Annotated in this window: 18 protein-coding genes and 2 pseudogenes; 18 read left to right on the top strand and 2 right to left on the bottom strand. The window is 44.7% G+C overall.

The genetic code is table 11. From position 1 onward, the window contains the following. Positions 1-43: 43 nt before the first annotated feature. The 14 genes and pseudogenes from ACT17O_RS00535 to purB all read left to right on the top strand — a co-directional run bounded on the left by ACT17O_RS00535 (position 44) and on the right by purB (position 14,710). Positions 44-3,769, top strand: a complete 3,726-nt coding sequence (locus ACT17O_RS00535) for a phosphoribosylformylglycinamidine synthase (RefSeq protein WP_444817512.1) — start codon at positions 44-46, stop codon at positions 3,767-3,769. A 12-nt stretch (positions 3,770-3,781) separates the two neighbouring features. Continuing rightward, on the top strand, positions 3,782-5,224 hold the full coding sequence (purF, locus tag ACT17O_RS00530) for an amidophosphoribosyltransferase (protein ID WP_444817511.1): 1,443 nt from the start codon (positions 3,782-3,784) through the stop codon (positions 5,222-5,224). Positions 5,225-5,262: 38 nt separating this feature from the next. Beyond that, complete coding sequence (gene purM, locus ACT17O_RS00525; RefSeq protein ID WP_444817510.1) at positions 5,263-6,285, top strand: phosphoribosylformylglycinamidine cyclo-ligase; 1,023 nt, start codon at positions 5,263-5,265, stop codon at positions 6,283-6,285. Next, a complete protein-coding gene (gene purN, locus ACT17O_RS00520; RefSeq protein ID WP_444817509.1) occupies positions 6,282-6,833 on the top strand; it encodes a phosphoribosylglycinamide formyltransferase in 552 nt (183 codons plus the stop codon). Before purM ends, purN begins: the two co-directional genes overlap by 4 nt. A 44-nt stretch (positions 6,834-6,877) precedes the next feature. Beyond that, positions 6,878-7,342, top strand: coding sequence for a GNAT family N-acetyltransferase (locus ACT17O_RS00515; RefSeq protein WP_000571268.1), 465 nt, complete (start codon positions 6,878-6,880; stop codon positions 7,340-7,342). 1 nt (position 7,343) lies between these two features. Continuing rightward, entirely contained in the window at positions 7,344-8,891 is a 1,548-nt protein-coding gene (gene purH, locus ACT17O_RS00510; protein ID WP_444817508.1) for a bifunctional phosphoribosylaminoimidazolecarboxamide formyltransferase/IMP cyclohydrolase, read from the top strand. Between the two features lie 120 nt (positions 8,892-9,011). Continuing rightward, positions 9,012-10,274, top strand: coding sequence for a phosphoribosylamine--glycine ligase (gene purD / locus ACT17O_RS00505; protein WP_444817507.1), 1,263 nt, complete (start codon positions 9,012-9,014; stop codon positions 10,272-10,274). 94 nt (positions 10,275-10,368) lie between these two features. Further along, positions 10,369-10,485 (top strand): phosphoribosylaminoimidazole carboxylase, encoded by a 117-nt coding sequence (locus tag ACT17O_RS00500; protein ID WP_080976520.1) that lies wholly within the window; start codon positions 10,369-10,371, stop codon positions 10,483-10,485. A 31-nt stretch (positions 10,486-10,516) separates the two neighbouring features. After that, positions 10,517-11,008: a 5-(carboxyamino)imidazole ribonucleotide mutase gene (gene purE, locus ACT17O_RS00495; RefSeq protein WP_444817506.1), complete on the top strand. Its 492-nt coding sequence runs from the start codon at positions 10,517-10,519 to the stop codon at positions 11,006-11,008. Next, positions 10,995-12,086 (top strand): 5-(carboxyamino)imidazole ribonucleotide synthase, encoded by a 1,092-nt coding sequence (gene purK, locus ACT17O_RS00490; protein ID WP_444817505.1) that lies wholly within the window; start codon positions 10,995-10,997, stop codon positions 12,084-12,086. Before purE ends, purK begins: the two co-directional genes overlap by 14 nt. 1 nt (position 12,087) lies before the next feature. Next, a complete protein-coding gene (locus ACT17O_RS00485) occupies positions 12,088-12,351 on the top strand; it encodes a hypothetical protein (protein ID WP_444817504.1) in 264 nt (87 codons plus the stop codon). 20 nt (positions 12,352-12,371) lie between these two features. Then, a pseudogene (locus ACT17O_RS00480) lies at positions 12,372-12,598 on the top strand (phosphoribosylaminoimidazole carboxylase). Positions 12,599-12,601: 3 nt separating this feature from the next. Further along, complete coding sequence (locus tag ACT17O_RS00475; RefSeq protein ID WP_444817503.1) at positions 12,602-13,294, top strand: aspartate/glutamate racemase family protein; 693 nt, start codon at positions 12,602-12,604, stop codon at positions 13,292-13,294. A gap of 117 nt (positions 13,295-13,411) precedes the next feature. Then, the gene (purB, locus tag ACT17O_RS00470) at positions 13,412-14,710 is read left to right on the top strand and encodes an adenylosuccinate lyase (RefSeq protein WP_444817502.1); all 1,299 of its coding nucleotides are present in this window, start codon (positions 13,412-13,414) and stop codon (positions 14,708-14,710) included. 57 nt (positions 14,711-14,767) lie between these two features. On the opposite strand, the pseudogene ACT17O_RS00465 reads toward purB, so the two are convergent. Beyond that, a pseudogene (locus ACT17O_RS00465) lies at positions 14,768-14,905 on the bottom strand (LPXTG cell wall anchor domain-containing protein); the annotation flags it as partial. Positions 14,906-15,154: 249 nt separating this feature from the next. Beyond that, a complete protein-coding gene (locus ACT17O_RS00460; RefSeq protein ID WP_001007181.1) occupies positions 15,155-15,871 on the bottom strand; it encodes a GntR family transcriptional regulator in 717 nt (238 codons plus the stop codon). Positions 15,872-16,192: 321 nt separating this feature from the next. Here ACT17O_RS00460 and ACT17O_RS00455 point away from each other — a divergent pair, with 321 nt between their 5' ends. The 4 genes from ACT17O_RS00455 to ACT17O_RS00440 are packed head-to-tail and all read left to right on the top strand — an operon-like array spanning position 16,193 to position 20,193. Further along, on the top strand, positions 16,193-17,980 hold the full coding sequence (locus tag ACT17O_RS00455; protein WP_000196619.1) for a glycoside hydrolase family 35 protein: 1,788 nt from the start codon (positions 16,193-16,195) through the stop codon (positions 17,978-17,980). Next, positions 17,977-18,453, top strand: coding sequence for a PTS sugar transporter subunit IIB (locus tag ACT17O_RS00450; RefSeq protein WP_000156968.1), 477 nt, complete (start codon positions 17,977-17,979; stop codon positions 18,451-18,453). The genes ACT17O_RS00455 and ACT17O_RS00450 overlap by 4 nt, the downstream gene beginning before the upstream one ends. A gap of 26 nt (positions 18,454-18,479) precedes the next feature. Further along, positions 18,480-19,385: a PTS mannose/fructose/sorbose/N-acetylgalactosamine transporter subunit IIC gene (locus ACT17O_RS00445; RefSeq protein ID WP_084975721.1), complete on the top strand. Its 906-nt coding sequence runs from the start codon at positions 18,480-18,482 to the stop codon at positions 19,383-19,385. After that, entirely contained in the window at positions 19,372-20,193 is an 822-nt protein-coding gene (locus tag ACT17O_RS00440; protein WP_000185287.1) for a PTS system mannose/fructose/sorbose family transporter subunit IID, read from the top strand. The genes ACT17O_RS00445 and ACT17O_RS00440 overlap by 14 nt, the downstream gene beginning before the upstream one ends. The last annotated feature ends 3 nt before the right edge of the window (positions 20,194-20,196 follow it).

The following is a 20,196-nucleotide window of genomic DNA, read 5'->3' as shown; positions in this document are numbered from 1 at the left end:
GTTTGGGAACATTGCAAGAGCTGAAATAAAGGAATAAGAATTGATGGATAAACGTATTTTTGTTGAAAAAAAGGCTGATTTTCAGGTCAAGTCAGAGAGTTTGGTAAGGGAGCTCCAGCATAACTTGGGAATTTCAACTTTGAAAAGTATTCGCATTGTGCAAGTTTATGATGTCTTTGATTTGGCAGAGGACTTGTTTGCACCCGCGGAGAAGCACATCTTCTCTGAGCAGGTGACAGACCGTATCTTGGATGAATCAGCTGTGCAGGAGGATCTTGCCAACTATGCTTTCTTTGCCATTGAAAGCCTGCCAGGACAGTTTGACCAGCGTGCAACTTCGTCACAGGAAGCCTTGCTTTTGCTGGGGAGTTCGAGTGATGTGACAGTCAATACAGCCCAACTGTACTTGGTCAATAAAGATATTGATGCGATGGAGTTGGAAGCGGTCAAGAACTACCTGCTCAACCCAGTTGATTCTCGTTTCAAGGACATCACGACAGGGATTGCCAAGCAGGAATTTTCAGAGTCAGACAAGACCATTCCTAAATTGACTTTCTTTGAAAGTTATACGGCAGAAGACTTTGCTCGCTACAAGGCAGAGCAAGGGATGGCAATGGAAGTGGATGATTTGCTCTTTATCCAAGACTACTTCAAGTCAATCGGGCGCGTGCCGACGGAAACAGAGCTCAAGGTTTTGGACACTTATTGGTCTGACCACTGCCGTCACACGACTTTTGAGACCGAGTTGAAACAGATTGATTTCTCAGCTTCTAAATTCCAAAAGCAATTGCAGGCGACTTATGACAAGTATATTGCCATGCGTGAGGAACTAGGTCGGTCTGAAAAGCCACAAACCTTGATGGATATGGCGACTATTTTTGGTCGTTATGAGCGTGCTAATGGGCGTTTGGACGATATGGAAGTGTCAGACGAAATCAATGCCTGCTCGGTTGAAATTGAAGTGGACGTTGATGGTGTCAAGGAACCATGGCTCCTAATGTTCAAGAATGAAACTCACAATCACCCAACGGAAATTGAGCCATTTGGTGGAGCGGCAACTTGTATCGGTGGCGCTATTCGTGACCCATTGTCAGGCCGTTCTTATGTTTACCAAGCCATGCGTATCTCAGGTGCTGGTGACATTACAGCGCCGATTTCGGAAACTCGCGCTGGGAAATTGCCACAACAAGTCATTTCTAAGACAGCGGCTCATGGTTATTCTTCATATGGGAACCAGATTGGTCTTGCAACGACTTACGTTCGTGAATATTTCCACCCAGGCTTTGTAGCTAAACGCATGGAACTTGGTGCCGTTGTTGGTGCTGCTCCTAAGGGCAATGTAGTCCGTGAAAAACCGGAAGCTGGTGACGTAATTATCTTGCTCGGTGGTAAGACTGGACGTGACGGTGTCGGTGGTGCGACAGGGTCTTCTAAGGTTCAAACAGTTGAGTCTGTGGAGACTGCTGGTGCTGAGGTTCAAAAAGGGAATGCCATCGAAGAGCGCAAGATTCAACGTCTTTTCCGTAATGGAGATGTCACTCGTCTCATCAAGAAATCCAATGACTTTGGAGCAGGTGGTGTCTGTGTGGCTATCGGTGAATTGGCAGATGGTCTTGAAATTGACCTCAACAAGGTTCCTCTTAAATACCAAGGTTTGAACGGTACAGAAATTGCCATTTCTGAATCACAAGAACGGATGGCAGTTGTGGTGCGTCCTGAAGACGTAGATGCCTTCGTTGCGGAATGTAATAAAGAAAATATTGACGCTGTTGTCGTTGCAACAGTGACTGAAAAACCAAATCTTGTCATGCACTGGAATGGTGAAACGATTGTTGACTTGGAACGTCGTTTCCTTGATACCAACGGTGTGCGCGTAGTCGTTGATGCCAAGGTGGTAGACAAGGGTGTCAAACTTCCAGAAGAACGCACAACAAGCGTTGACACACTTGAAGCAGATACCCTTGCGGTTCTATCTGATCTCAACCATGCGAGTCAAAAAGGATTGCAAACCATCTTTGACTGTTCGGTCGGTCGTTCAACGGTCAATCACCCACTTGGTGGTCGCTACCAACTCACACCAACTGAGGCATCTGTGCAGAAATTGCCAGTTCAACACGGTGTAACTCACACTGCATCAGTCATGGCTCAAGGTTTTAACCCTTATGTAGCAGAATGGTCTCCATACCATGGCGCTGCCTATGCAGTAATCGAAGCGACTGCTCGTTTGGTAGCTGCTGGTGCAAACTGGTCCAAGGCTCGCTTCTCATACCAAGAGTATTTTGAGCGGATGGACAAGCAAGCTGAGCGTTTTGGTCAGCCAGTAGCAGCTCTTCTAGGTTCTATCGAAGCACAAATTCAGCTTGGTTTGCCATCTATCGGTGGTAAGGACTCTATGTCTGGTACTTTTGAAGAATTGACTGTACCGCCAACCTTGGTTGCCTTTGGGGTGACGACGGCAGATAGCCGTAAGGTGCTCTCTCCTGAGTTCAAGACTGCTGGTGAAAACATCTACTACATCCCAGGTCAATCTTTGGCACAAGAGATTGATTTTGACTTGATTAAGTCTAACTTTGCTCAATTTGAAGCCATCCAAGCTGGACATAAAGTAACATCTGCATCAGCTGTTAAATATGGTGGTGTGCTTGAAAGCTTGGCCCTTGCTACCTTTGGGAACCATATCGGTGCAGAGGTGACCTTGCCTAAACTTGAAACAGCCTTGACAGCTCAATTAGGCGGATTTGTCTTCACATCTTCTGAAGAAATCGCTGGAGTAGAGAAGATTGGACAAACGAAAGCAGACTTTACACTGACTGTCAACGGTGTGAAGCTAGATGGACACAAACTTGACAGTGCCTTCCAAGGGAAACTGGAAGAAGTTTACCCAACAGAATTTGCCCAAGCCAAAGAACTGGCTGAAGTTCCAGCTGTCGCTTCTGACGCAGTCATCAAAGCCAAGGAAACTAGTGAAAAACCTGTGGTTTACATTCCAGTCTTCCCAGGAACCAACTCAGAATACGACTCAGCCAAAGCCTTTGAAAAAGAAGGTGCAGAGGTTAACTTGGTGCCATTCGTGACCTTGAATGAAGAAGCTATTGTCAAGTCAGTTGAAACTATGGTTGACAATATCGGCAAGGCAAACATTCTCTTCTTTGCAGGTGGATTCTCAGCTGCGGATGAGCCAGATGGATCAGCTAAATTTATCGTGAATATCTTGCTCAATGAAAAAGTGCGTGCAGCCATTGATAGCTTTATCGCTCGTGGTGGCTTGATTATCGGTATCTGTAATGGGTTCCAGGCCTTGGTCAAATCAGGTCTTCTTCCATATGGAAACTTTGAAGATGCTAACAGTACCAGCCCAACCCTCTTCTACAATGATGCCAACCAGCACGTGGCCAAGATGGTGGAAACTCGGATTGCCAATACCAACTCACCATGGTTGGCTGGAGTACAAGTGGGCGATATCCATGCCATTCCAGTATCACACGGTGAAGGGAAGTTTGTTGTGACGGCTGAGGAATTCGCTGAGCTCCGTGACAATGGTCAAATCTTTAGCCAATACGTTGACTTTGACGGCAAACCAAGTATGGATTCTAAGTACAATCCGAATGGTTCTGTAAATGCCATCGAAGGAATTACCAGCAAGAATGGTCAAATCATCGGTAAGATGGGACACTCAGAACGTTATGAAGACGGTCTTTTCCAAAACATCCCAGGAAATAAAGACCAGCACCTGTTTGCGTCGGCGGTACGTTATTTCACAGGGAAATAAAAGGTATAAAAAATGACATACGAAGTAAAATCTCTTAATGAAGAATGTGGTGTTTTCGGTATCTGGGGACATCCAGATGCTGCTAAATTGACCTATTTTGGTCTCCACAGTCTTCAGCACCGTGGTCAGGAAGGGGCAGGAATCCTCTCCAGTGATCAGGGGCAATTGAAGCGTCATCGTGACATGGGGCTTTTATCAGAAGTGTTCAGAAATCCAGCTAATTTGGATAAATTGACAGGGACCGGAGCGATTGGACACGTGCGTTATGCGACTGCTGGCGAAGCTTCTGTAGATAATATCCAGCCCTTCCTCTTTCGCTTTCATGATATGCAGTTTGGATTGGCTCACAACGGAAACTTGACCAATGCCGAATCGCTCAAGAAAGAATTGGAACAAAGAGGAGCTATTTTCAGTTCAACTTCGGACTCGGAAATCTTGGCTCACCTCATTCGCCGTAGTCACAACCCTAGCTTGATGGGGAAAATCAAAGAAGCGCTCAGCCTTGTCAAAGGTGGCTTTGCTTATATCTTGCTATTTGAGGACAAGTTGATTGCTGCGCTTGATCCTAATGGCTTCCGTCCGCTTTCTATTGGGAAAATGGCCAATGGAGCGGTGGTGGTTTCATCTGAAACTTGTGCCTTTGAAGTCATCGGTGCAGAGTGGATTCGTGATGTAAAACCAGGAGAAATTGTGATTGTGGATGACAATGGCATCCAGTACGATAGCTATACGAATGATACCCAGTTGGCGATTTGCTCTATGGAGTATATCTATTTTGCTCGCCCTGACTCTAACATCCATGGGGTCAATGTCCATACAGCTCGCAAACGTATGGGTGCCCAATTAGCGCGTGAATTTAAGCATGAGGCGGATATCGTAGTCGGTGTGCCCAATTCTTCCCTAAGTGCAGCCATGGGCTTTGCGGAAGAATCCGGTCTGCCAAATGAAATGGGGCTAATCAAAAACCAATATACCCAACGCACCTTTATCCAGCCGACTCAAGAATTGCGGGAGCAAGGGGTGCGGATGAAACTGTCTGCTGTTTCGGGTGTTGTCAAAGGCAAACGTGTGGTGATGGTGGATGATTCCATTGTTCGTGGGACAACCTCTCGCCGTATCGTTCAGCTCTTGAAAGAAGCGGGGGCTTCTGAGGTTCACGTTGCTATTGGCAGTCCTGCTCTTGCTTACCCATGCTTCTACGGGATTGATATCCAGACGCGTCAGGAGCTGATTGCAGCCAATCATACGGTAGAAGAAACCTGCCAAATCATTGGTGCGGATAGCCTGACCTATCTTTCGATTGATGGCTTGATTGATTCTATCGGCATCGAAACAGATGCGCCGAACGGTGGTCTCTGTGTCGCTTATTTTGATGGAGACTACCCAACTCCTCTCTACGATTATGAGGAAGAATATCGTAGAAGCTTGGGGGATAAGACCAGTTTTTACAAATAGACGGATAAAGACTCTCCATGAAAGGAAAGGAAGAGAAGATGACAAATAAAAATGCTTATGCCCAGTCAGGTGTAGATGTTGAAGCAGGTTATGAAGTTGTTGAGCGGATCAAAAAGCACGTGGATCGTACGGAGCGTGCAGGTGTCATGGGAGCTCTTGGTGGCTTTGGTGGCATGTTCGATCTTTCAAAAACAGGTGTTAAAGAGCCTGTCTTGATCTCAGGGACTGACGGTGTCGGGACCAAGCTCATGCTGGCTATCAAGTACGACAAGCACGATACCATTGGGCAGGACTGTGTGGCCATGTGTGTCAATGATATCATCGCTGCGGGTGCTGAGCCCCTCTATTTCCTCGACTATGTGGCGACAGGGAAGAATGAACCAGCTAAGCTAGAACAAGTGGTCGCTGGTGTCGCAGAAGGTTGTGTGCAGGCTGGTGCTGCCCTCATCGGTGGGGAAACGGCTGAAATGCCAGGTATGTATGGTGAAGATGACTATGACTTGGCTGGTTTTGCGGTCGGTGTGGCTGAAAAATCCCAAATCATCGACGGTTCAAAAGTGGCAGAAGGTGATGTTCTTCTCGGACTTGCCTCAAGTGGGATTCACTCTAATGGTTACTCACTCGTTCGTCGTGTCTTTGCCGACTATACAGGTGAGGAAGTTTTACCAGAATTGGAAGGCAAGAAACTCAAGGAAGTTCTTCTTGAGCCGACTCGTATCTATGTCAAGGCTGTCTTGCCACTCATCAAGGAAGAGTTAGTCAACGGCATTGCTCACATCACAGGTGGCGGCTTTATCGAGAATGTTCCTCGTATGTTTGCGGCTGACCTAGCTGCGGAAATTGAAGAAGACAAGGTTCCAGTGCTTCCGATTTTCAAAGCCCTTGAAAAATACGGTGAAATCAAGCACGAAGAAATGTTTGAAATCTTCAATATGGGTGTGGGACTCATGCTGGCAGTTAGCCCTGAAAATGTAGGTCGTGTCAAGGAATTGCTGGATGAACCAGTCTATGAAATTGGTCGCATCGTCAAGAAAGAAAACGAAAGTGTCATCATCAAATGAAAAAAATAGCGGTTTTTGCCTCTGGTAATGGCTCAAATTTTCAGGTGATTGCCGAAGAATTTCCGGTGGAGTTTGTTTTTTCAGACCATCGTGACGCCTATGTGCTCGAGCGTGCAGACAAGCTTGGCGTTCTGTCCTATGCTTTTGAACTCAAGGAGTTTGAGAACAAGGCAGACTACGAAGCAGCTCTTGTCGAACTCTTGGAAGAACACCAGATTGACTTGGTTTGCCTCGCCGGCTACATGAAAATCGTTGGGCCAACTTTGCTCGCTGCTTACGAGAGTCGGATCATTAACATTCATCCTGCCTACCTGCCCGAATTTCCAGGAGCTCATGGGATTGAGGACGCTTGGAATGCTGGTGTTGCTGAGAGTGGCGTCACCATTCACTGGGTGGACTCAGGTGTGGACACAGGCAAGGTCATCAAACAAGTCCGTGTTCCACGTCTAGCTGATGATACCATCGAAAGCTTTGAAGCTCGGATTCATGAGGCAGAGTACAAGTTGTATCCGGAAGTGCTGGATAGCTTGGGAGTGGAGAGAAGGTAAGAAGTAAATCAAGTTTTGATTGCGCAACCTTGCTAGGAGAAAAAATGATTGAACTGAAATTGGTAGATGAGAGCAGTTTTCAGGCAGTGCTGGATTTGAAAATATCAGAAGCTGATGAACGAGCACGTTTCGTAGCTCCAAATGTTCGCTCTTTAGCTGATGCATGGCTCTACCGGAAAAACGAAGATGTGTTTCCGATGGCAATCTATTGGGATAAGCAAGTGGTTGGCTTTCTCCTGCTAGAAATAGACAAGGATGAAGCGGAATACTTTATCTGGCGGATAATGATTGGTCAGCAGTACCAAGGAAGAGGTTATGGTCGAAAAGCCTTGGAAGTTCTAATCAAAGAGGCTCAGATGGATAGAGCTTGCAGTCATATTACCGCAGATTATGTGGTTGGAAATGAAAAAATGAAGCACCTGTTGACTAGTCTGGGTTTTCAGGAAACAGGATTTATAGAAGAAAATAACGAAGTCGCTATGCGCTTGGATCTAAAGAAAGAGGAATAGAATGACGAAAAAGGCCTTAATCAGCGTCTCAGACAAAGCGGGCATTGTTGAATTTGCCCAAGAACTTAAAAAACTCGGTTGGGAGATTATCTCGACAGGTGGGACAAAGGTTACCCTTGATCATGCTGGGGTGGAGACCATTGCAATTGATGATGTGACGGGCTTCCCAGAAATGATGGACGGTCGTGTTAAGACCCTCCATCCAAATATCCATGGTGGGCTCCTCGCTCGTCGTGACTTGGATAGTCACCTTCAAGCGGCTAAGGACAATAAGATCGAATTGATTGACCTTGTTGTAGTCAACCTTTACCCATTCAAGGAAACGATTCTCAAACCAGACGTGACGTACGCTGATGCGGTTGAGAACATCGATATCGGCGGGCCATCTATGCTTCGTTCAGCAGCTAAAAACCACGCCAGCGTAACAGTTGTGGTAGACCCAGTGGATTATGCGGTGGTTCTTGACGAATTGTCAGCCAATGGTGAAACGACTTACGAAACTCGCCAACGTTTAGCGGCTAAGGTTTTTCGTCACACAGCAGCTTATGATGCCTTGATTGCAGAGTATTTCACAGCACAAGTGGGAGAAAGCAAACCTGAAAAACTCACTTTAACCTATGACCTCAAGCAAGCCATGCGTTACGGTGAGAACCCACAACAGGATGCGGACTTCTACCAAAAAGCCTTGCCAACGGATTACTCCATCGCTTCAGCCAAACAGCTTAACGGTAAGGAATTGTCCTTTAACAATATCCGTGATGCCGATGCTGCTATCCGTATCATCCGTGACTTCAAAGAACGTCCAACGGTTGTAGCTCTCAAACACATGAACCCATGTGGGATTGGTCAAGCTGATGACATCGAGACTGCTTGGGACTACGCTTATGAGTCTGACCCAGTTTCTATCTTTGGTGGGATTGTCGTTCTCAACCGTGAGGTGGATGCTACGACAGCTGAGAAGATGCATGGCGTTTTCCTCGAGATCATCATCGCACCAAGCTATACGGATGAAGCGCTAGCTATTTTGACCAACAAAAAGAAAAACTTGCGCATTCTTGCCTTGCCATTTGATGCCCAAGACGCTAGTGAAGTGGAAGCAGAATACACAGGTGTTGTCGGTGGACTCCTCGTTCAAAACCAAGACGTTGTCAAAGAGAGCCCAGCTGACTGGCAAGTGGTGACCAAACGCCAGCCAACCGAGACAGAAGCGACAGCTCTTGAGTTCGCTTGGAAGGCTATCAAGTATGTCAAATCAAACGGTATCATCATCACCAACGACCACATGACGCTGGGTGTCGGCCCAGGTCAAACTAACCGTGTGGCCTCTGTTCGTATCGCCATTGATCAAGCTAAAGACCGTCTTGACGGTGCTGTTCTTGCTTCAGATGCCTTTTTCCCATTTGCGGATAATGTGGAAGAAATCGCCAAAGCAGGTATCAAAGCCATCATCCAACCAGGTGGATCAGTACGTGACCAAGAGTCTATCGAAGCGGCGGACAAATATGGCTTGACCATGGTCTTCACAGGAGTGAGACATTTTAGGCATTAAAAAACGAAAGGGAAGAAAACAGTTTCTTTCCTTTTTTGGTTTAAAATGCTAAGTGAAACAAGATTAAAACGAACGTTTATGATATAATGTTAGTAAATAATTCGCCAAAGAGGTTGAAAGATGAAGCTATTAGTTGTCGGTTCGGGTGGTCGTGAACATGCGATTGCTAAGAAGTTATTTGAATCAAAAGACGTTGAAAAAGTCTTTGTGGCTCCTGGGAATGACGGGATGACTCTGGATGGCCTGGAATTGGTAAACATCTCTATTTCCGAACATTCTAAGTTAATTGAGTTTGCAAAGGCCAACGATATTGCTTGGACCTTCATCGGGCCAGATGATGCCCTTGCTGCTGGAATTGTGGATGATTTTAACCAAGCTGGTCTCAAAGCCTTTGGTCCAACAAGATTGGCAGCGGAGCTGGAGTGGTCCAAGGATTTTGCTAAGGAAATCATGGTCAAATATGACGTTCCGACAGCAGCCTATGGCACATTTTCAGATTTCGAGGAGGCCAAGGCTTATATCGAGGAGAAAGGCGCTCCTATCGTCGTCAAGGCAGATGGATTGGCACTTGGGAAAGGTGTCGTCGTTGCGGAGACAGTCGAGCAAGCGGTCGAAGCTGCTCATGAAATGCTTTTGGACAATAAATTCGGTGATTCTGGTGCGCGTGTGGTTATTGAGGAATTCCTCGACGGAGAAGAGTTCTCTCTCTTTGCCTTTGTCAATGGCGATAAGTTCTACATCATGCCAACAGCTCAGGACCACAAACGTGCCTATGATGGCGACAAGGGGCCTAACACTGGTGGGATGGGTGCCTATGCGCCAGTTCCACACTTGCCACAGAGTGTAGTTGACACAGCGGTTAAGACTATTGTCAAGCCAGTCCTTGAGGGCATGATTCAGGAAGGTCGCCCTTATCTGGGAGTTCTTTACGCAGGGCTTATCTTGACAGCTGATGGACCTAAGGTTATTGAGTTTAACGCTCGCTTCGGAGATCCTGAAACTCAGATTATCCTACCTCGTTTGACATCTGACTTTGCACAAAATATTACAGATATTCTGGATGGTAAGGAGCCAAACATCACGTGGACGGACAAGGGTGTGACTCTGGGGGTGGTTATCGCATCCAAGGGCTACCCGTTAGATTATGCAAAGGGTATCGAGTTGCCAACTAAGACAGAAGGCAATATCATCACCTACTATGCAGGGGCTAAGTTTGCGGAAAATAGCAGAGAATTGCTATCCAACGGCGGACGAGTCTATATGCTCGTCACCACAGCCAATACCGTCAAAGAAGCCCAAGAAACCATCTACAAGGAACTCGACAAACAAAACACAGAAGGCCTCTTCTACCGAACAGATATCGGAAGCAAGGCTATAAAGTAAAAGTATAAAAATAACGCGACGAAGTCGCCAAATACGATAGTGGTCGTTTGATTTGCGAGCATTAGCGAGCTGATATAGAGCAATCACCGCCGTTGTGAAAGAACGATTGGATGATAAGCCAATCGTTCAGGGAAATCGGAAGACCTTGGGCTTCCGATTTAGGCATGAGACACCTTTGGTGGCTGCTGCCGTCCCTCACAACTTAAGGTGATTGAAAAAAGAAAGGAAAGAAAAGGAATATTATGACTAAACCAGTAATTTCCATCATCATGGGCTCAAAATCCGACTGGGCAACCATGCAAAAAACCGCCGAAGTTCTAGACCGTTTCGGTGTAGACTACGAAAAGAAGGTTGTCTCTGCCCACCGTACACCAGACCTCATGTTCAGACATGCCGAAGAAGCTCGTAGCCGTGGCATCAAGGTCATTATTGCAGGAGCGGGTGGTGCTGCTCACTTGCCAGGCATGGTAGCTGCCAAAACAACCCTTCCTGTCATTGGTGTACCAGTCAAATCACGCGCGCTTAGTGGCGTGGACTCACTCTACTCTATCGTACAGATGCCGGGTGGCGTGCCTGTGGCGACAATGGCTATCGGTGAAGCAGGAGCGACCAACGCGGCCCTCTTTGCCCTCCGTCTCCTTTCAGTAGAGGACCAGGCTATTGCTATAGCATTGGCAGATTTTGCAGAAGAGCAAGGAAAAATCGCAGAGGAGTCTACCAATGAGCTCATCTAAAACAATCGGAATTATCGGTGGTGGTCAGCTGGGTCAGATGATGGCCATTTCTGCTATCTACATGGGTCACAAGGTCATTGCGCTGGATCCTGCGGCGGATTGCCCAGCCTCTCGCGTGGCGGAGATCATCGTGGCTCCTTATAACGATGTGGATGCCCTCCGTCAGTTGGCGGAACGTTGTGATGTCCTGACCTATGAATTTGAAAATGTCGATGCTGACGGTCTGGATGCTGTTATCAAGGATGGTCAGCTTCCTCAAGGAACAGACCTGCTTCGCATCTCCCAAAATCGCATTTTTGAAAAGGACTTCCTCTCAAAGAAGGCTCAAGTCACCGTGGCACCATTCAAGGTTGTGACCTCAAGCCAGAACTTGGCAGATATTGACCTATCGAAAAACTATGTCCTCAAGACCGCGACAGGTGGCTACGATGGGCATGGACAAAAAGTCATTCGCTCAGAAGTAGACTTGGAAGAAGCTTATGCACTAGCCGACTCAGCAGACTGTGTCTTGGAAGAATTTGTCAACTTTGACCTTGAAATTTCTGTCATCGTGTCAGGAAATGGCAAGGACGCGACAGTTTTCCCAGTTCAGGAAAATATTCACCGAAACAACATCCTTTCAAAAACTATTGTGCCTGCTCGCATTTCAGAAAGTCTAGCTGAAAAAGCAAAAGCTATGGCAGTACGAATCGCAGAACAGCTCAACCTGTCTGGAACACTTTGTGTGGAAATGTTTGCGACAGCTGATGACATCATTGTCAACGAAATCGCCCCACGCCCACACAACTCTGGGCACTACTCTATTGAAGCTTGCGACTTTTCCCAGTTTGACACTCATATTCTGGGTGTTCTGGGAGAACCATTGCCAGCTATCAAACTACATGCGCCTGCTGTTATGCTCAATGTTCTTGGTCAGCATGTCGAGGCTGCCGAAAAATATGTCACAGAAAATCCCAGCGCCCACCTCCACATGTATGGTAAAATAGAAGCGAAGCACAACCGCAAGATGGGACATGTGACTTTGTTTAGTGATATGCCGAATAGTGTGGTTGAGTTTGGTGAGGGGATTGATTTTTGAAATGACAGAAGAATTTGATGAATTGCCAGATGATGAAATAACGACCGTAACACTGACTTATACGGACGATTTGATTGTTCCAGAGATTGCGGATAGAGAGGGGATTCATATTTTAGAGAGAGCTGGCAATCAGCTAGTCTTAGAATATTCTTGTTCCGTGAAGGAAGTTAAGGATTATCTGAGTAGTTACGGTCTGCCTAGACATCCTGATAGAATTTCATTTGAATTTTCTATACATGAAGACTCAAAAAATGATAATCTTTAAAGCTAAATGGGGACCAGTTTATGATTCAAATTATTGTCAACGCTTTTGTGGAGGAAGGAAAAGAAATCGCCGTTGTGGAAGTGCTCTTTGCCAGTGCCGACCATGAAAAAGCAAAAGCCAATATCAGGAATTAAAGATTCAATATCCAAACAATTATCTGGCTATCTATGATTCGCCATTGGATACAGATCTAAGTAGCTTGCTGCATTATCCGTCGGTTGTGACAAGCAAGGAGGAGTTTAATTAGTCTATGAAAACTATCGGTCTGATTGGTGGTATGAGTTGGGAAAGTACCACATCTTACTACCAAATCATCAACGAAACCATCAAAAAAGAGCTGGGTGGCTTGCATTCAGCTAAGATTCTACTTTATAGTGTTGATTTTGCAGAGATTGAGCATTATCAGGCAGTTGGAGACTGGGAGAAAAGCGGTCAACTTTTGACAGATATTGCTCAGCGCTTGGAGCAAGCAGGTGCGGATTTCATCGTTATTTGTACCAACACCATGCACAAGGTTGCTCCGCAGATACAAGGAAAGATTACGATTCCAATCTTGCATATTGCGCAGGCAACTGCGCAGGCCTTGTTGGCTGACGGTATTCAAAAAGTCGGCCTCCTAGGGACCAAGTACACCATGACTCAAGATTTTTACAAGGAGAAATTAATAGAGTCTGGGTTAGAAGTGCTGATTCCAGACCAAGCTGGAATTACAGAGGTCAATCGGATTATTTATGACGAGCTCTGCCTAGGGGACATCAAAGAAAGCTCAAAGCGGACTTATCTTACCGTTATAGATGATTTGAAAAAAGCAGGCGCGGAAGCTGTTATCTTGGGTTGTACCGAGATTGGTCTTCTCGTCAAGCAATCCGACACCGACCTGCCACTCTACGACACAACAGTGATTCATGCAGAGAAAGCGGCGGAGTGGGCGGTAAATAAGTGACAATCGTAAAATGAAACATGTGATGAGATTGGGTGAAGATGTAAATGAATCTATCATTAGACGAATTTAAATCTTAGAACTTAAAGATAAATATGCAGAACAGGAGAAAAACAAACAATGATTAACCGTTACTCTCGCCCTGAAATGGCGAACATTTGGAGTGAAGAAAATAAATACCGTGCTTGGCTTGAGGTGGAAATCTTGGCTGATGAGGCATGGGCTGAGTTGGGGGAAATCCCTAAGGAAGATGTGGCTTTGATTCGCGAAAAGGCGGACTTTAACATTGACCGTATTTTGGAGATCGAGCAGGAGACGCGTCACGATGTGGTGGCTTTCACACGTGCGGTTTCTGAGACTCTTGGCGAAGAGCGCAAGTGGGTTCACTATGGTTTGACATCTACTGACGTGGTGGATACTGCCTACGGTTACCTCTACAAGCAGGCCAACGACATTATCCGTCGTGACCTTGAAAACTTCACCAGTATCATTGCTGATAAGGCTAAGGAGCACAAGTTCACTATCATGATGGGGCGTACCCACGGTGTGCATGCGGAACCTACAACCTTTGGTCTTAAATTGGCGACTTGGTACAGCGAAATGAAGCGCAATATCGAGCGTTTCGAGCATGCGGCTGCTGGTGTGGAAGCCGGCAAGATTTCGGGTGCGGTTGGTAACTTTGCCAACATCCCACCATTTGTAGAGCAATACGTATGCGACAAGCTTGGTATCCGTGCTCAAGAAATCTCTACACAGGTCCTTCCTCGTGACCTTCACGCTGAGTACTTTGCAGTTCTTGCTAGCATCGCGACTTCAATCGAACGTATGGCAACTGAGATCCGTGGTCTACAAAAATCTGAGCAACGCGAAGTGGAAGAGTTCTTTGCCAAAGGGCAAAAAGGCTCATCTGCGATGCCTCACAAGCGCAACCCTATCGGTTCTGAGAACATGACAGGTCTTGCGCGTGTTATCCGTGGGCATATGATTACTGCCTATGAAAACGTCGCTCTCTGGCACGAACGTGATATTTCTCACTCATCAGCTGAGCGCATCATCACACCGGACACGACCATTTTGATTGACTACATGCTTAACCGTTTCGGAAATATCGTCAAGAACTTGACGGTCTTCCCAGAAAACATGATCCGCAACATGAACTCTACGTTTGGTCTGATCTTTAGCCAACGTGCCATGTTGACCTTGATTGAAAAAGGTATGACCCGTGAGCAAGCCTATGACTTGGTGCAACCAAAAACAGCCTACTCTTGGGATAACCAAGTAGACTTTAAACCGCTTCTAGAAGCAGATCCAGAAGTGACATCACGCCTCACTCAAGATGAAATTGATGAAATCTTCAACCCTGCATACTACACTAAACGAGTGGATGATATCTTTGAACGTATCGGACTTGGTGATTAATTCTAACAATAAAAAGCGAGATTCAATCTCGCTTTTTTGTATGCTTATCGAAGGGGTTTAATCCTCTTTTTTCTTAGTGAGTTCGTAGGCTGCTAGTGTGGCCATGAGTCCTACTGCGACCAAGCCTGCAGAGTTTTGACTTCCTGTTGCAGGGAGTTGTTTTTCTTCTGCTTTGCTAGTAGTTGGTTCACCCTTTTATTTTATTATCTCAGGAGTAAAATGTCAAGTGGATTTATATAATAACTATAATAAATAGAGGAAATCATAAGATTTAGAAGAAATTTGTTAATAAGGCATAAAATAGAGGAAAAACCAAACGAAATTTTACCTTGTTTTTAGTAAAAATGCTACTAATTAAATAAGAGTCCTTTATAGCGTTTTCACAACTTTTTTCTCGTGCTATAATGAATATAGAAAAAGCCTGAGCTAGGCTCAGGCTTTTTCTTAATGACCTCGGTTACATGAGATGAATTTGATTTTGTAGTAGTCTGCTCGCTTATAAGTTTCACTATAGGCAAGGACTTGGCCAGTGGCCTCAAGTTTTGTAGTCTTCGTTTGGAAGACAGTTGGGAATTGTGTATCGATTCCGAGTACAGAAGCAGCATGCTCTGGTGTTGGGAATGCGATTTCGTTGATTTCCTCAAAATGTTCATCACTCATGTGAATGCGGTAATCCAATTTGAAACGTGTATAGATAGAGCTATAATAATCAAGATTTGGATAGTTGGCATTGATGTATTGCTCAGGAATATAAGATGTGTGGTAGATGTATGTCACGTCGTTTGTCTGACGAATACGTTCAATCTTATAGTAGAATTGATCTCCACGTAGTCCAAGTTTATCTAAATATTCAAGTTTGTTTCCGCGCTCGATAGAAAGGACAGTAACTTTATCGTCTTTTGTTTCAAAGATTTCGACATCTGAAAACTCAACGAGTTTGTGCTTGCGGGCACGTGAGACGAAAGTACCTTTACCTTGTTGGCGGACAATGTAGCCGTCTTTAGCAAGGTCGTTCAAGGCACGAACAACTGTGATTGAACTCACATCGTACATCGCGATCAATTCGGCTTCTGTATAAAATTTATCTCCACTTGCAAATTGACCAGAGATGATTTTATTTTTTAATTCATCTTTAATATATTGGTATTTAGGAATAGCCATAAATTTCACCTCGATTCTCTTTCTCCAATTTTGATTTTACCACAAATATAGAGAAAAGAGTAGTATTAAGGTCAAAAAATTAAAATAATAGACTAAAAATGTTATTTTACATGTAAAAAAATTCATTTGATGTTCTTGTGAATTATCATACATAAAAAGATCGTTTTCATGCTATTTTTAGATAATTTCGGTAAACGGTAAGTAAAAAAATAGAAAAATTTTAAATAATTTTCTAAAACCTATTGACAAATGCAAAAGATTTGATTATAGTTAATATTATAATAAATGAAAGCGCAAACTTAATTCGTCAGAGGTAATAACATGACCAGATTTAAAATTGAGGACGATTTCTATTTAGACGGAAAACCGTTCAAGATTTTGTCCGGCGCCATTCATTATTTTAGGATTCCAGCAGAGGATTGGTATCATTCTCTCTATAACTTAAAGGCGCTTGGCTTTAATACAGTCGAGACCTATGTGGCTTGGAATTTACACGAACCTGTTGAAGGGGAGTTTGATTTTGAAGGTGCCAGAAATTTGGAGAGATTTCTTCAAATTGCACAAGATCTAGGTCTCTATGCCATTGTACGCCCGTCTCCATTTATCTGTGCGGAATGGGAATTTGGTGGCTTGCCGGCTTGGCTCTTGACAAAGGACATGCGAATTCGCTCGTCCGACCCGGCCTACATCGAGGCTGTTGCTCGCTATTATGACCAATTATTGCCAAGGCTTGTGCCTCGCTTGTTGGATAATGGTGGAAACATTCTTATGATGCAAGTCGAAAATGAATATGGCTCTTATGGAGAAGATAAGTCTTATCTACGAGCAATTCGGAAATTGATGGAAGACCGAGGGATTGATTGCCCACTCTTTACTTCAGATGGCCCATGGAGGGCTACTCTGAAAGCCGGAACCTTGATCGAAGACGATCTCTTTGTGACAGGAAACTTCGGTTCTAAAGCTCCGTACAACTTTTCACAGATGCAGGAATTCTTTGATGAGCATGGCAAGAAATGGCCCCTCATGTGTATGGAATTCTGGGATGGTTGGTTCAACCGTTGGAAAGAACCCATCATCACTCGTGATCCTAAAGAATTGGCAGAAGCTGTTCGAGAGGTATTGGAGCAAGGCTCTATCAACCTTTACATGTTCCATGGTGGTACAAACTTTGGTTTCATGAATGGTTGCTCGGCTCGAGGAACTCTGGATTTGCCGCAAGTCACATCTTACGACTATGATGCCCTTCTCGATGAAGAAGGAAATCCAACTGCTAAATACTTAGCAGTCAAGAAGATGATGGCAACCCACTTCCCAGAGTATCCACAGTTGGAACCACTCTATAAGGAAAGCATGGAGATAGGGTCCATTCCATTGGTCGAAAAAGTTTCCTTGTTTGAAACCCTGGATAATCTCTCTAGTCCTACTGAAAGCCTCTATCCAAAAGCGATGGAAGAACTTGGTCAAAGTTATGGCTACCTTCTCTACCGCACTGAGGCAAGTTGGGATGCAGAAGAGGAACGTCTCCGTATCATCGATGGACGTGACCGAGCTCAACTCTTTGTAGATGGTCAATGGATTGCTACTCAATACCAGACAGAGATTGGTGAAGATATCTACTGTCAGGGCAACCGAGAAGGCTTTTCAGAGATTGACATCTTGATTGAAAATATGGGGCGTGTCAACTACGGACATAAGTTCTTGGCAGATACGCAACGTAAAGGAATTCGTACAGGTGTCTGCAAGGATCTACATTTCTTACTGAATTGGAAACAATATCCACTGCCACTGGATAATCCTGAGAAAATTGATTTTTCAAAAGGATGGACAGAAGGACAACCAGCCTTTTACGCTTTCGACTTTACTGTTGAAGAGCCGAAGGATACCTACTTAGACTTGTCTGAGTTTGGTAAGGGAGTTGCCTTTGTCAACGGGCGTCACTTAGGACGTTTCTGGAACGTCGGCCCGACCCTCTCACTTTATATCCCTCATAGTTATCTCAAGGAAGGTGCTAACCGCATCATCATCTTTGAAACTGAGGGCGAATATAAAGAAGAGATTCATTTAACTCGTAAACCTACACTAAAACACATAAAGGGGGAAAACTTATGACAATTGTAGGATGCCGTATTGATGGACGTTTGATCCACGGTCAAGTAGCCAATCTTTGGGCTGGAAAACTAAATGTTTCACGCATTATGGTTGTAGACGACGAAGTTGTTAACAACGATATTGAAAAGAGTGGTTTGAAACTTGCGACACCACCAGGTGTGAAACTCAGTATCTTGCCAGTTGAGAAAGCAGCAGCAAATATCCTTGCTGGTAAATACGATAGCCAACGTCTCTTTATCGTTGCACGTAAACCAGACCGTTTCCTTGGTTTGGTCGAAGCAGGTGTACCGCTTGAAACACTCAACGTCGGCAATATGTCTCAAACACCAGAAACTCGCTCTATCACACGTTCTATCAATGTGGTAGACAAGGATGTGGAAGATTTCCACAAACTAGCAGAAAAAGGTGTGAAACTCACTGCTCAAATGGTTCCAAATGATCCAGTTTCAGACTTTTTGAGCTTATTAAAATAGGAAAAAATTTTTAGGAGGTCATTGTTATGATACAATGGTGGCAAATTTTACTTCTCACTTTGTACTCAGCTTATCAAATCTGTGATGAGTTGACAATCGTTTCATCTGCAGGTTCCCCTGTATTCGCTGGTTTCATTACCGGTTTGATCATGGGAGATGTGACAACTGGTTTGTTTATCGGTGGTAGCTTGCAGTTGTTCGTTCTTGGGGTTGGTACCTTCGGTGGTGCTTCTCGTATCGACGCAACTTCTGGTGCGGTTCTTGCAACAGCATTCTCTATCTCTCAAGGTATTGATACAGATCTTGCGATCACTACAATCGCTGTACCAGTAGCAGCACTTTTGACATACTTCGACGTTCTTGGACGTATGACAACTACTTTCTTTGCACACCGTATTGATGCTGCGATCGAACGCTTTGACTACAAAGGTATCGAACGCAACTACCTACTTGGTGCGCTTCCATGGGCTCTTTCACGTGCCCTTCCAGTATTCTTCGCTCTTGCTTTTGGTGGTGCTTTCGTACAATCAGTAGTAGACCTTGTTAAAGAATACCAATGGGTTGCAGACGGTTTGACACTTGCAGGTCGTATGCTTCCAGGTCTTGGATTTGCAATCTTGCTTCGTTACCTTCCAGTTAAACGTAACCTTCACTACCTTGCAATGGGATTCGGTTTGACAGCTATGTTGACTGTTCTTTACTCATATGTAATAGGTCTTGGTGGCGCTGTTGCGGGTATCCTTGGTACTCTTCCTGCTGATGTTGCTGAAAAGATTGGCTTTGCTAACAACTTCAAAGGTTTGTCTATGATCGGTATCTCTATCGTAGGTATCTTCCTTGCAGTTGTTCACTTTAAGAACAGCCAAAAAGTAGCTGTAGCAGCACCTTCTACACCATCAGAAAGTGGGGAAATCGAAGATGACGAATTCTAATTACAAACTTACAAAAGAAGATTTTAATCAAATCAACAAACGTAGCTTGTTTACTTTCCAATTAGGTTGGAACTATGAACGTATGCAAGCTTCTGGTTACCTTTACATGATCTTGCCTCAATTGCGTAAAATGTATGGGGATGGAACTCCTGAATTGAAAGAAATGATGAAAGTTCATACTCAATTCTTCAATACTTCTCCATTCTTCCACACAATTATCGCTGGTTTTGACCTTGCCATGGAAGAAAAAGATGGTGTGGGTTCAAAAGATGCCGTTAACGGTATCAAGACAGGTTTGATGGGACCATTCGCTCCTCTTGGAGATACAATCTTTGGTTCACTTGTACCTGCTATCATGGGATCTATCGCAGCAACTATGGCTATCGCTGGCCAACCATGGGGTATCTTCCTTTGGATCGCAGTTGCAGTTGCATATGACATCTTCCGTTGGAAACAATTGGAATTTGCCTACAAAGAAGGGGTTAACCTTATCAACAACATGCAAAGTACTTTGACAGCTTTGATTGATGCTGCATCTGTACTTGGTGTCTTCATGATGGGTGCTCTTGTAGCGACAATGATCAACTTTGAGATTTCTTACAAATTGCCAATCGGTGAAAAGATGATTGACTTCCAAGACATCTTGAACTCAATCTTCCCACGTTTGCTTCCAGCAATCTTTACTGCCTTTATCTTCTGGTTGCTTGGTAAGAAAGGTATGAACTCTACTAAAGCGATCGGTATCATTATCGTTCTTGCAGTAGGTCTTTCATTCATCGGTAAATTCTTGCTTGGAATGGGCGCATAATTT

It is taken from the genome of Streptococcus sp. HJ1 (assembly GCF_052399005.1).
Classification (GTDB): Bacteria; Bacillota; Bacilli; order Lactobacillales; family Streptococcaceae; genus Streptococcus.
Note: the sequence above shows the minus strand (reverse complement) of the source record. Positions and strands in the feature narration are given on the sequence as shown.